Annotated in this window: 13 protein-coding genes; 3 read left to right on the plus strand and 10 right to left on the minus strand. The window is 36.6% G+C overall.

What is annotated here, in order from left to right; genetic code table 11:
- Positions 1–214: 214 nt before the first annotated feature.
- The 9 genes from OZP07_RS17445 to OZP07_RS17485 all read right to left on the minus strand — a co-directional run bounded on the left by OZP07_RS17445 (position 215) and on the right by OZP07_RS17485 (position 7,536).
- Positions 215–1,114 (minus strand): Fic family protein, encoded by a 900-nt coding sequence (locus tag OZP07_RS17445; RefSeq protein ID WP_281636106.1) that lies wholly within the window; start codon positions 1,112–1,114, stop codon positions 215–217.
- A gap of 94 nt (positions 1,115–1,208) precedes the next feature.
- Positions 1,209–2,288 carry a tRNA modification radical SAM protein MnmL/YtqA gene (gene mnmL / locus OZP07_RS17450; protein WP_281636107.1) on the minus strand — a complete coding sequence of 360 codons (1,080 nt, stop codon included), beginning with the start codon at positions 2,286–2,288 and terminating at the stop codon, positions 1,209–1,211.
- Between the two features lie 275 nt (positions 2,289–2,563).
- The gene (moaA, locus tag OZP07_RS17455) at positions 2,564–3,571 is read right to left on the minus strand and encodes a GTP 3',8-cyclase MoaA (RefSeq protein ID WP_281636108.1); all 1,008 of its coding nucleotides are present in this window, start codon (positions 3,569–3,571) and stop codon (positions 2,564–2,566) included.
- Positions 3,561–4,475: a bifunctional molybdenum cofactor biosynthesis protein MoaC/MoaB gene (moaCB, locus tag OZP07_RS17460; RefSeq protein ID WP_281636109.1), complete on the minus strand. Its 915-nt coding sequence runs from the start codon at positions 4,473–4,475 to the stop codon at positions 3,561–3,563. Before moaCB ends, moaA begins: the two co-directional genes overlap by 11 nt.
- A 201-nt stretch (positions 4,476–4,676) precedes the next feature.
- Entirely contained in the window at positions 4,677–5,120 is a 444-nt protein-coding gene (locus OZP07_RS17465; RefSeq protein ID WP_281636110.1) for a molybdenum cofactor biosynthesis protein MoaE, read from the minus strand.
- 113 nt (positions 5,121–5,233) lie between these two features.
- Positions 5,234–6,301, minus strand: a complete 1,068-nt coding sequence (locus OZP07_RS17470; protein ID WP_281636111.1) for a ThiF family adenylyltransferase — start codon at positions 6,299–6,301, stop codon at positions 5,234–5,236.
- Between the two features lie 89 nt (positions 6,302–6,390).
- On the minus strand, positions 6,391–6,633 hold the full coding sequence (locus OZP07_RS17475) for a MoaD/ThiS family protein (RefSeq protein WP_281636112.1): 243 nt from the start codon (positions 6,631–6,633) through the stop codon (positions 6,391–6,393).
- Positions 6,630–7,199 (minus strand): molybdenum cofactor guanylyltransferase, encoded by a 570-nt coding sequence (gene mobA / locus OZP07_RS17480; protein ID WP_281636113.1) that lies wholly within the window; start codon positions 7,197–7,199, stop codon positions 6,630–6,632. The genes OZP07_RS17475 and mobA overlap by 4 nt, the downstream gene beginning before the upstream one ends.
- A gap of 7 nt (positions 7,200–7,206) precedes the next feature.
- Positions 7,207–7,536, minus strand: a complete 330-nt coding sequence (locus OZP07_RS17485) for a winged helix-turn-helix domain-containing protein (RefSeq protein WP_228520822.1) — start codon at positions 7,534–7,536, stop codon at positions 7,207–7,209.
- A gap of 537 nt (positions 7,537–8,073) precedes the next feature.
- On the opposite strand from OZP07_RS17485, the gene OZP07_RS17490 reads away from it, so the two are divergent.
- Entirely contained in the window at positions 8,074–8,892 is an 819-nt protein-coding gene (locus tag OZP07_RS17490) for a DUF5995 family protein (RefSeq protein ID WP_281636114.1), read from the plus strand.
- Positions 8,893–9,126: 234 nt separating this feature from the next.
- Here the strand turns inward: OZP07_RS17490 and glgA are convergent, their stop codons facing one another.
- Complete coding sequence (gene glgA / locus OZP07_RS17495; protein WP_281636115.1) at positions 9,127–10,353, minus strand: glycogen synthase; 1,227 nt, start codon at positions 10,351–10,353, stop codon at positions 9,127–9,129.
- Between the two features lie 515 nt (positions 10,354–10,868).
- Here glgA and OZP07_RS17500 point away from each other — a divergent pair.
- The gene (locus OZP07_RS17500) at positions 10,869–11,981 is read left to right on the plus strand and encodes an AI-2E family transporter (protein WP_281636116.1); all 1,113 of its coding nucleotides are present in this window, start codon (positions 10,869–10,871) and stop codon (positions 11,979–11,981) included.
- A gap of 449 nt (positions 11,982–12,430) precedes the next feature.
- A complete protein-coding gene (locus OZP07_RS17505; protein ID WP_281636117.1) occupies positions 12,431–12,721 on the plus strand; it encodes a hypothetical protein in 291 nt (96 codons plus the stop codon).
- The last annotated feature ends 720 nt before the right edge of the window (positions 12,722–13,441 follow it).

A 13,441-nucleotide genomic window follows, 5' to 3' on the forward strand; every position in this document is an offset into this window, starting at 1 on the left:
AGGATAATATTCATTTTCGATATTTCAAGCTCATAAATATAAAAGATATTGCAATAAAAATCTTTTATCAATATTACATAGAATTATATTACAAAACTAAATTTTCACCAAAAGGGCAAAAAAACTTATTGAATAACTTGTCGAAATATTGGTTGTTTGTCAAAAAAGAAAAACAAATTTTCTTCGAACAGATAGAAAATAGACACTACTTCTCTTAATCTTTATTACCAACTATTTCAAAATAATTAAGAATGGCTTTGTAATTATCTTGAGCGGTTAGACAAGTATCCAAAAGGTATTCTTTTACATTATTCCATTCCTGCAAACCTCTATAATAAAATAATTTTAAATCTTCATCAATGATAAATGGCACAATATTGTTTGCCAGACATTCTTTAAACATAATCAATCGTCCCACCCTGCCATTACCATCCTGAAAGGGGTGAATAATTTCAAACTGATAATGAAAATCAATAATATCTTCTAGAGATTTCTTCTTAATTTTATAATACTCAGAAAGCAGTTCTTTCATTTTAACAGCGACCTCTTTAGGCAAACAAGTTTCATTTCCTCCAACTTCATTGGGAAGCTTTTTATATTCACCGACATTAAACCAATCTTTACCACTATCAGAAGTACCCGATTTCAATAAAAAATGTAATTCCTTGATAAATGATTCTGTCAATTTTGCTTTAGCTTTATCAATTATCAGGTCAATGCAACGGAAGTGATTTGAGGTCTCAATAATATCATCTACATTAATAGCTTCTTTAGAAACTCCAATGGTATTCGTTTCAAAAATATATCGGGTTTGATCGTGACTAAGTTTACTCCCTTCAATGCGGTTGGAATTGTAAGTGAGATCAATCTGCGTACGATGATAAATCCCTCCCTTAAGTTTCATATCCTTTTGCTCTTTCAGGTGATTCAGCAAAATATTGTTACTGAATTTTTTCTTTTTCTCCTTTTCAGGCAAAACAGCATCTTCGGGAATATTCCAGGTTTTACCTGTCAGGAAAGCACCCTTGATTTTACTGGAAGCACAATAATGGCGTACAGTCCTTTCGGATAAAATCCATTTTTTTGCAAACTCATTTACAGAAATATACCTCATTGCTTTGTTTAAACCTGCCGTTATCGGCAAATATACAACAAAAAATACTTTTAAAACTTTACTTTTTTGCCGTTAACGGCAAAAAATACTCTTTCTAATTCCCTTTGTACTGCGCCCCCTGAACAATCCCTCTTTTTTCAATTGTAGAATCGATATAATGTTGGATTTCGGTTTTTTTGAGTCCCCAATTTGGGGCGATGAGCAAGTCCCAATCGGAGATCCCGAAGAGGCGCTGAATAACAACATCAGGACGCAGGAGCGGAATAAGCTCACAAAGCAAATCGGTGTATTGTTCCAAAGTGAAGAGCGGGAACGGATTTCGCTTGTAATGTACGCCCATAATCGAGCCTTCGACGATATGCAGGTGATGGAATTTGACAAATTTTATTTGCGGAAAACGGTTGATCTCGGCGATATAATTGAGCATCATGTCGCGGGTTTCCCACGGAAATCCAAAAACGGTATGAACGCACAAATCAATTGGGCTGTCTTTTAACAGCTCCACTGCAGTAATGAATTCGGCATGGGTACAGCCTCGGTTGATTTTCGATAACGTCTCGTCATACATCGATTCCATTCCCATTTCGAGATCAACATCAAAACGGTCGCAATAACTTTCGAGTAAAACCACTTTTTCGGCATCTATGCAATCAGGACGAGTCCCTACCGAAAACCCAACAACCTCATCAGGATTGAAAGCCAAAGCACGGTCATAGATATTTTTTAGATAATCAACATGTGCATAAGTATTGGTATTCGGCTGAAAATAAACTATGAATTGGTCTGCCTTATACGACTTTTTGGCGCGCTCCATCCCCTGAAGCAATTGATCTTCTATCGTGGGTGCTTTTCTTGAAATATCGGGTGTAAAGGAATCAACATTACAATAGGTACAACCTCCATAACCTTTCAGTCCGTCACGGTTGGGACAGCTAAAATTACCATCGACAATTACCTTGAAAACTTTCTTTCCATTGTATTTCTCACGGAGATGTGTCCCGTAATTGTTATAACCTTTCTTTCCGGATTCTTTTTCTGCATTCATTTCGCAAAGGTATCCACGATTATATGACACCGAAATGATTTTTGTCAGGTATTTTGGAGCAGAAAGATTTGTTATTTTCAGAGAAATTCCTCCCGCTCCGTTACAATCTTGCGTGCCGAACCCCGGCACACAAGGATTTCTACTGCAATCGGGGCTAAAAATCAATATTTTATTTTCATAATCCGCTTTTCTTTGCGTCTTAGCGACTCCTTACGAACCCAATTTCTCGCAAAGACGCTAAGGCGCAAAGTCCTTGCCTATAAAATTAATCCTTTCTATCTGCGTTAATCAGCGAAAATCTGCGTGCCACTATTTCTCACTCAGATTTCGCAGATTCACGCAGATTTTTAGAAATTCATTAAAAACCTTACTCAATAGACTTTGTGAATCTTTGTGAAATAATACTACCCCCCAATCTTAATCATACTTCTATTCTTCGAAAAAAGGAGCGGATCTTGGAATTTAGCATCATTATCCATTCCGCCCCGCATGGCAAATTTAGATTTTATATTTTGGAAGATAAGCGGTTCAATTGAATCCCCTGCTCTCAAGGTATCGAGCAAAGAAGTTTCAGTATTCGAAAACAGACAATTTTTCAATTTTCCATCGGCGGTCAAACGGATACGATTACACGTACTGCAAAACGGATTCGTAACCGAACTGATTACCGAAAAACTCCCTTGGTAACCTTCAATTTTATGATTTTTGGAGGTATCATTTGGTCTGTCCTGCAAACGGTTTACATTAGATTTACCATAAAAATCATTCACTTGTGAAAGTATTTCGGCATAGCTTACCAATTTTTCCTTATTCCATCGATTACCGTCAAAAGGCATAAATTCTATAAACCGAATCTGAATGTTTCGTTCTTTGGTCAACTCAATAAAATCAACAATTTCGTTATCATTAAATCCTTTGATAACAACGACATTCAGTTTTACTTTGAAGCCATTTCTTTCTAGTAAATCAATATTTTCAATGACTTTCTCAAAATAATTGCGACGGGTAATTTCATTAAATTTGTCTTGTTTCAAACTGTCGATACTCACGTTCAAAGTGGTAATTCCGGCCTCTTTGAAAGTATCTATAAATTCATGAACTAGGATTCCGTTGGTTGTTAAAGTCAGTACTACGCCTAGTTTTCCTAATTCTTCAATAATTTTTTTGGCATCTTTCCGTACCAAAGGCTCACCTCCTGTCAATCGGATTTTGTTGACGCCAAGTTTTACGAAAGTCTTTGCAATGGTAACAATTTCGGCTGCAGTCATCAGATGCGCTCTTGGTGTAAGCGCAATCCCCTCGGCAGGCATACAATACGTACATCTCAAATTACAATGTTCTGTAATCGAAATACGAAGGTAATTGTGTACCCTTCCGTGGTCGTCCTGCATTGGATTTTTGCTATTTTCCATGGTTGAAACCATTTAGTATTTTAAATAAATGCAACACCGAAGGAAAAACGGCATCCATCGATTCACTTGCTCCCGCTGTAGATCCCGGCAGAGCCATAATCAGCGTGTTTCCTTTGAATCCAACAACGCTTCGGGATAACATCGCATAAGGCGTTCTGTCTTGTCCATAAGAACGAATCGCTTCCTCAATCCCCGGAATACGACGGTCAAGCATTGGGATAATCGCTTCGGGGGTTACATCACGATTGGACAAACCTGTTCCGCCGGTGAGAATAATCAAATCTTTATTGCCGGAACATAATTTGGTAATCGTTTCCTGAATATCAGCAACCTCATCCGGAATTACCGTATAATTCGAAACGGTCATTCCCATCTTTTTGACTTTATCCGAAATCACTTTTCCGGCTCTGTCCTCTTTTTTTCCACTGACAACACTGTCAGAACAAACGATCACCGCCACCGATAAATCCAAATTTTCTTTTACTCCATAATCCGATTTTCCTCCTTTTTTATAAAGTAGTTTTATAGTCGAAATTTCGACTTGTTTGTCGATAGGTTTTAGCATATCGTACATCGTCAAAGCCACTATCGAAGCACCATGCATGGCTTCTACTTCAACTCCTGTTCTGTAAATCGCTTTAACGCTTACTTTTATCAACACTGAATCTTCGAGCAATTCGTATTCGATTCCTGTATATTCTATCGGCATTGGATGACAATCCGGAATCGAATTTGAAGTGTTTTTTACCGCAAACAACCCTGCAGTTCGTGCTACTTCCAATACATCGCCTTTTGGAACTGTTTTATTTACAATTGCCTGCATCGTTTCAGGCGAACCTACTTTTACAATGGCCTGAGCTGTTGCAATGCGCTGGGTAATTATTTTATGGGTGATATCTACCATTATGATTTTAGATTTTAGACTGCAGATTTTTAGACTTTAGATTTACCTACTGCACGTATATTTTTTTGCCACGGATGGCACAGATTAAACGGATTTTTTACTGATTATATATTTTAAAATTTATTAAAAATCATTTTCTATCCGTGTTTATAAGTTTTATCCGTGTCTCCCGATAACTATCGGGAGTGGCCTATTTTTTATTTATGTGTTCTTTTTCCAAGTATAGCTTTCGTCATCAAAAATTTCTTTTCCGAAAATCGCTGTTTTCTCTTTTATTTCTTCCACCAAAAACTCCAATGCTTCATACACCACTTTTCGTCTTGGTGCCGAAACAAAGACAAACAGACAGATTTCACCTGTTTTTACCAATCCCAAACTGTGATAAATATGCAGACATGAAAGTTCATATTTTGCAAAAGCGGCTTCCCTAATTTCATAGAATGTTTGTTCTGCCATTTCTTCGTAGGCAGTGTATTCAATTGCGGTCACTGTTTTTCCTTCAATCACATCGGCACGAACCTGACCCAAAAAAATATTATGGGCTCCAATTGTGGTTTTACTTTGGTGTTTGGCAATCGAATTCCCAATGAACTCGGAGGTTATTTGTCCTTGTATGAAGGAACTTTTTTTTGGTTTATCTGACATATTTTTTCTTTTGGGCCAAAGATGACAACGATTGAACGGATTTTCGCCGATTATTTTTTTTTCTGTGACGTCTATAGCCTATTTTTATTTTTTTGATATTGTTATTAAAATTGCTATTCTATTTGATTTTTAAGGGATTCAATTCCTCTTGCCAAATGAAAAACTCCAATAAACCCAGAGTTTTGGAGATAATTCATCGCCTGTTGGCTACGCTGGCCTGTTTGGCAGAACAGTACAATTTCCTGATTTTTATTTAATTTCTTACTATACTCTTCCAATTCACTCAAAGGAATCCGAATCACATTATCTTTCTTCAACTCGGGCAATTCATCTGATTCACGGACATCAATAATAACCATTCCCAACTGATTGCATTTTTCTAGAAAAGCATCAGGACTTAAGTTTTGATTTGCTTTTTTACGATTCAAAAGCAGACTTCCATTGATAAATCCTTTTTCAATTGCTTTTGGATTTCTGGCAAAATCAATAATTTGAGTCTGAAAATGCAAGGTATCGTAAATCAGTAATTTTCCCGATAATACTGTACCAATTTCCAGTATTATTTTGAGTACTTCGGTGGCTTGTAATGTTCCCAATGTATTTGGCAAAACACCCAAAACTCCTGATTCTGCACAATTAGGAACCGCTTTCAGACTTTCCTGCTCCGGAAACAAACAGCGGTAACTTGGCCCATTTTTATAATTAAACACCGAAACCTGACCTTCAAATTTATGAATAGAGGCATAAACAACCGGAATTTTTTTGGCAACAGCCAAATCATTTATCAGATAACGGACAGCCAATGTATCAGTGCAATCCACAATAATTTGGTAACTCTGAACAATTTCGCAGGCATTCTGAGTATTGAAAAATTCTGGAAATATAGTTACTTTCACTTCTGAATTGAGTTCTAAAATGGCTTTTTTGGCAGTTTCTGCTTTGCTTTTTCCACAGTCTTTTAAAGTATATAATAATTGTCTGTGCAGATTGGTTTCATCCACGACATCCCCATCGACAATTCCAATAGTTCCAACTCCTGCACCTGCCAAGTTTTGAAGCACTGGACAGCCCAAACCTCCCGCACCAATTACCAAAACGCGGGCGTCTTGCAATTTTTGCTGACCAGTTTCTCCGATTTCAGGGAGGATTATTTGTCTGTTATAGCGTTTGGCGTTTATCATTTTATTTTTAAAACTTTTTTGGAAACATATAAGTCATATAAGTTTTTTCTACCTGAAATCTAAATTCTAAAATCTGCAATCTTAAATCCTTATCCTCCCGCAAAAGGCGGTAAAAAGGCAATCACATCCTGATCTTTTATTTTGTTTTGCAAATCACTCATCGTCTGGTTGACCGCAATGGTGTAAGCTGTATTTTGCATATTTTGATAAGTGCTTTCAATTCTTGACTTTAATGCAGAAACCGAAATAGTCTCTTCATCAAAAGTGAATTGTTCCTCTTTCAATTGCGTGATATCGGCGAGTGACCCAAAATATTTTAGCGTAATGGTCATTTGATTAAATTTTGATATTCTTCTTTTGTATTTATATTCTGCACTTGACTGCTCCATTTTTCAGGAATTTCAATAGTGCGGTGTTTTACATCTTCAATTGCCTGCTTTAATTTCAATTTATTTCCTGCTATCTGTTCACCGAAAACAATTTTCATCGAGCGGTCGTAGACTGCAATCAGCGGACTGGTTTTGTCTCCGATTGCAGTTTGTGTAACCATATCTGTTTCGTTGTGGTTTTCTAAAAGCCATTGCAGTAATTCGGTTGTTACGAGTGGCACATCAACACTTATAACCAGATTTACTTTGGTCTTAGATTCTTTCAGTCCTGTATAAAGACCGCCCACTGGGCCTTTATTTTCAATAATGTCTTCGACTCTTAAAAAACCTAATTTATCGTATTCTTTGTTGGCAGAAACAATCAAGATATTCGAGGCTACGATAGGCTGTAGAGTATCGCAAATGTGCTGAATGAATGTTTTTCCGTTCCAGTCCAATAAGCCTTTATCGGTCCCCATTCGCTGGCTTTTCCCTCCGGCCAAAAGTATTGCTGTGATTTTGTTTTCCATAAACTAATTATAACGAATGTTTCTTGAGTTCGGCATCCAAAAATTCCCAACAGGCCACATTGATTTTTTCAAAAGACGCGATAAGCGATTTCCCATAAGGAGTAATAACAGTACCTCCGCCTTTATTTCCGCCCACTTGGGTTGCAATTAAGGGCTCTTTGGAAGCTTTGTTAGAAGCGTCGATTAATTTCCACGCTTTTTGGTACGAAATATTCATTTCCTTCGCCGCTTTGTTGAGCGAACCCGTGGCTTCAATCTGTTTTAGCAAATGAATACGCCCTTCGCTAATGAGAATTCCCTCATCGGTTTCTATCCAGATTTTGCTCTTGATTTTCAAAGTCAGTCTTTTTCGTTATACTTTTACAAATATAACGAAATCTGTTTTTCAAAAAAATATAAAAACGGCTTTATGATATATTTTTTGTTATAAAAAAAGATACTCCAAAAATTTAGCACGCAGATTTACGCAGATTTCTTTTTTAGATAATGGCTCAATATACCCTTAGCCCAATTACATAAAGTTAAACTTTAATTCTTGCTCGGCAAAGACGCAAGATCGCAAAGTTCAAAACGGATTTCTTTGCGTCTTAGCCCTTTGCGAGCCCATATTCACGCAAAGAATAAAAAACTAATTATGAAATAAAATGCTGATTTTTAGCCCCGATCGCAGTGAAAATCCTCCCTGCCCGGGGTTCGGACAGGGAGATTGCAACGAAGAGCGGGACAAATCTTTCTGCAAATGCACAATTTTTCTGCTCCTAAAAATAATATTCGAAATCTTTTGCAAAACAGCAAGATAATTACTGCAAAAAAACGCATTGAAAACAAAAAATAATTATATTAGCTGAGCAATTTTAATGATAACCAGCTAAAAATGAACACGAAACAAGCCACTAGTATTAAAGAAGTCATCCAGTGTCTGGACGAGATTATTGAAAAATCAAAAATAGAGCAATGTGCCATAGGTTTATTTGCCACTTTATACAGAGAAGTTACAATGCAGATAAAAAACGGTATTGAAACGGGCTTGTTCGAAAATCCGGAACGCATGGAAAAACTGGATGTTATTTTTGCGAATCGCTATCTGAAGGCGTATTATCAATTTAAGGCAAAAGAAAAATGTTCGGAATGCTGGGAGTTTTCATTCACAAAAGGTGAGGAATACTGGCCGATTGTGGTACAGCATTTACTGCTTGGAATTAATGCGCATGTGAATCTGGATTTGGGAATTGCCTGCGCACAGGTGAGCACGCCTGAAAGTATTTTTGACCTGCATTCTGACTATAATAAAATCAACGAAATTTTAAGCAATCTGGTTAATGGTGTCGAAAAATGCCTGGTGGAAATCTGGCCAACACTTACATACATCTTAAAACTATCTGGCAAAATAGACAATTTCTTTATTGATTTTAGCATGAAAACCGCAAGAGACGGGGCATGGAAATATGCAACAGAATTTGTCCTGCTTCCAGAAGATCAATGGAAAACTTCGATACAGGAAAGAGATCACAAGGTCACCAAAATAGCGCGATTGGTTTCGAATCCTGGTTTCTTTGTAAGCAGTATTTTCAAACTTATCCGAATATTTGAAAGAGGAACCGTGGCTCAAAAAATTATTGAATTGAGTAAAGTGGAATACAATCCGGTTACTGAAACTGTTGTAACTCCTGAATGTACCGTACAGCCAATTTAACCACAAAAGACATAAAGAAAAAATACAAGGTTTACAAAGCTTTTTCGTAAAATTTGCACGCAGATTATGCAGATTCTCGCAGATTTTATCCGTGTAAAATCCGTTTTATCCGTTAAATCCATGGTCGATTTAACCACAAAGTACACAAGAAAAAAACACAAAGTTCGCAAAGCGTTGCGTTCATAGCGTAAAACTTTGCGAACCTTGCGGTTAATTATCTAATTTTAAAATTATCTAAGCCGTTTCTTTCTCAAATCGGGCGATGACTTCCTGATAATAATTATAAGTTGTTTTGGCAATTGACTCCCAACTGAATTTCTCCAAAACCCGTACACGTCCAGCTTTACCCATTTTGGTAGCCAATTCCTCGTTTTCAAGCAAAGTATTTACTTTGACTGCGAAGGCCTTTTGAAAAGCTGTTGGATTCAGCGGATTGAAATTCGTTCTCGAAACACTTTCAAGCGGAATCAAATATCCGGTTTCGCCCTCGACAATAATCTCTGGAATTCCGCCCACGTGACTTCCTACAACCGGTGTTTCGCAAGACATCGCTTCCAAGTTGATGATTCCGAAAGGCTCGTACAATGACGGACAGGCAAAAACACGTGCATGGCTGTAGAACACTTTGACTTTTTCGCGTGGTAACATTTCTGAAATCAGAATTACGCCTTTTCGTTTTGCTTTCAGCTGATCGATAAGGTTGGATGTTTCGATGGCAATCTCTTCGGTATCCGGAGCACCCGCACAAAGCACAATTTGGCAATCTTTATTAAAATATTGACAGGCTTCGATCAATTGCGAAATTCCCTTTTGGCGGGTTATTCGCCCCACAAAAAGCACAAACGGAATATTCGGGTCGATTCCATATTCAGCTAATAAAGTATTGTCAAAAGTAGGTTTGTAAAATTCAGGATCGATTCCGTTATGGATTACCGTAACTTTTTCAGGATCGACTCCATAGGCTTCGACCACATCAACTTTCATCTGTTCGCTTACGGCAATAACGCCATCCGCCGATTTATAAGCGTTGGTCTCAATCCATCGGGACATAAAATAACCGTTGCCCAACTGTTCCACTTTCCAAGGACGGTGCGTTTCCAAACTGTGGGTGGTCAATATCAACGGCACCTGTAACAATTCTCTCGTAAAAACACCCGCCAAATGTGTGTACCAAGTATGGCAATGCACGATATCGGCCTTTGGTGTTGCCTGTGCCATTTCGACATTTCGGCTTAGGTTATGAAACATTTTGATATGTTCATTTTCTGGATCCACCATTTTAGACAAGCAGGAATTTATCCCTTCCACATGCATGGAATCGTTGTTTACTTTTTGGTCTCCAAAACACCGAACCTCAACCTGTCCTAACTTGGCCAATTCTTGGCTTAAAAAATCAATATGTACTCCTGCTCCTCCATAAATATTTGGTGGAAATTCGTTGGTATAAAGCGCTATTTTCATATGTAGTATTTTATGATTCGTGGTATTCAATACAAAAGCACATCCTTATTAACAGCAAACACAAATATAAATTAAACAAACTATTTAACCTCACCCCCAATCCCTCTCCAAAAGAGAGGGGAGCTTCCAATGTCAATAAGTTAAGCTTTACTTCACTTTCAGAAACGCAAAGTTTAGATCGGATTTCTTTGCGCCTTTGCGAGAATTATATTTAGACAAACTCTAGCAGGAAATCCTTAACTTAATGAAATTGAGAAAACCTATTGAACTAATTTACATTTGTATTTCGTATAAAACATTGAAATGCCTCGAAATATCAATTTAGTAAAAATACGAAACCGCAATTTAATTCGTACGCAAACCAAACATTATTTTAAAACTATTTTTATGTTAAGACTACAAAAAAACATAAACTTTCCGCAAAAGACATCCGAATATACCATTAATAATTACCATATTTTAACTAGATTAGCACAATAATCCAAATATTACTCATTATCCAAAACCGAAATAGTATGCAACAAAACAGCCCAACTTTCAATATTTTCAATTTCGAAAAAATTGCCGACATCCTTATACGGCTCGGTGTATTGTTTTTACTGATTGGCTGGTGTTATGATATTCTGAAACCCTTTGTTTTAATCATAGTTTGGGCCATTGTCATTGCTGTCGCCTTCAGTCCAATTTATGAAAGAGTAGTCAAATTATTTAAAGGCAAAAAAATATTGGCCACGATATTTGTCACGTTAATTCTGCTTACTATTTTAGTTGTGCCTAGCGTACTCATAACACAATCTTTATACGAAGAGGTCAATAATTTCGCCCAGTATTACCAAACCAATGAACACTTGATTCCGCCACCCGGAGAAACCACCAAAAATTGGCCAACGATAACAAAACCAATAGTTGAAATATGGGCTTCGGCCTCCGAAGACCTTTCCAAAGTGGCACTTAAATATACAGAACAGTTAAAAACAGTCGGTTCATGGCTATTGCTTTCCTTGGCGGGAATAGGTAAAGGCATCCTACAATTTATTGTATCGATTATTATTGCGATGGGACTGTTATTGTATTCCGAATCGCTAACCAAAGTATCCAAAAACATTTTCGTCAAACTTATCGGAAACAATGGCGAACACTACGCCGAAGTCACCGTAATCACCATTCGCAATGTCGTAAAAGGATTCTTGGGCGTAGCCTTGATTCAGGCGCTAATGATAGGCATTGGGTTCTTTTTGGCAGGCGTTCCCTTTGCTGGAATTTTCACCATTATCTGTCTATTTCTTGCCATTATTCAAGTAGGAATTGGCCCGGTTGCCATTCCGGTAGTCATTTATATGTATTCCGTAACCGATGCCACAACGGCAACAATACTGGCAATTTGGGTCGGAATCACGCTGATTTCCGACAATATCCTGAAACCTATTTTACTGGGAAGAGGCAATCCTCCGGCACCAATGCTTGTGATATTCCTTGGTGCGATAGGCGGTTTCATTTACAACGGCTTCATTGGCTTATTCCTGGGAGCGGTAATCCTGACTTTAGGATATAAATTTTTCCTTTCATGGATAGACATGGAAAACGATGAACCCCAAATCGAAGAATTACAAACTGAGACTGAAGAATAGGATTTTACGATTTCAATTTATTGCTAAAACTCATTTGGGCGTGCCCCCATTGAGAAAAGGGGCTTATTCTGCAATGCGGTTATACAGCCCCTTTCCTCAACGCGGTCGGGCTGTACGCGTTACAAGGTAACTTGCTCCCATCCCTCACGCGGGAAACTGCATACGTGAGGTTTTCCAATTAATAATTTGTAAATATTATATATCAACAAAACTAACAAAAGGTATTTATGTGATTTTATGGTTCACAGATATTAAGTTCGCAATAACCTTCAGAAAACATCAACAATGATAAATGAAAAAATGGATTTTAGATTTTTAAAAGTCAAGAATGGAAAACCCTTTTTTGCAATAATAAATTTTGAGTTAGCAGAAGTGATACTAGAAACGAAATCGTTGAAGAATATCAAGGTGAAGGGTGGAAAAGTCAAGGAAGCATAGAAAGCATACCTATGAACGGTTATGAACTCTGGAAAAAAGCTTTAAAAAACGGATTGGAATTTGCTTTCTCAAAAAGTAATAAAAAATGGAAAGTCATAATAAAAAAAGTAGAAGGTCGAATTGCTACAGACACAAACCCAACAATTGTTGGTTTTGCGACAATTTTAGCTTTTTGCGAACAAACAAATTTGGAGTTAGAGAATGATTTAAAAACTAAAATTGAAAATTTCACATTTAAAAGTTGGGAAAATAATAATGACAAGAAAATTCCAAATTTTATAAATTTAGAATATGAAAATTAAAAGCTATTACAAAAGTGATTTTAAAAAATAAACCAAAAATATCGAAACGTACATTCATTTTAATCGTCGTTGTAACTTCTATTTTTATTTTATTATGGGGAATCTACAAAGTTTATGAAATATTCTATCCATCATATTTTAATCAAACAGAATATACTCAAATTTCTTTTATTGGAAATGAAAAAATTCCAACTAAAAGTGAAATACTATTTTCAGGATTTAAAAATATAGAAGTAATAATTGTTAGCTCGATCATAAGCTTTTTTATAGTTTCTGCTAAAAAACTATTCTTGAGCAAAAATAAAAACAACAAAAATGTTCCCCACTAGTGTGAGCGTCATGCTCATACGCGCAAAGATTGAAAAACAACCTTATAGAATAACAAAATGGATAAAAAGACTAAATTTTTTCTTTTAACAATGTTAATTGTTGCAGTTACCTATTCCTATTTCAATATTCCAAACAAGTTTGAAACGGAAGGAGGATCATGTTATCAAGGAATTACCGCAATGTTTATTCGATTCTTTTTGACAGTTTGTCTAATCTTAAATCTGCTATCAATATTTCTAATTACCTATAAATCTAAAATCAAAACAGCAAAAGTCTTAAGTATTCTTTCACTTATAATCTGGCTAATTGGGGCAATTATGCATTCTCATGATAATTTTCTAATCGGTCTGACATATTTCACTCCTTTTCTGATCCTCAATTTTATTATTG

The organism is Flavobacterium marginilacus (genome assembly GCF_026870155.1).
GTDB classification, from domain to species: domain Bacteria; phylum Bacteroidota; class Bacteroidia; order Flavobacteriales; family Flavobacteriaceae; genus Flavobacterium; species Flavobacterium marginilacus.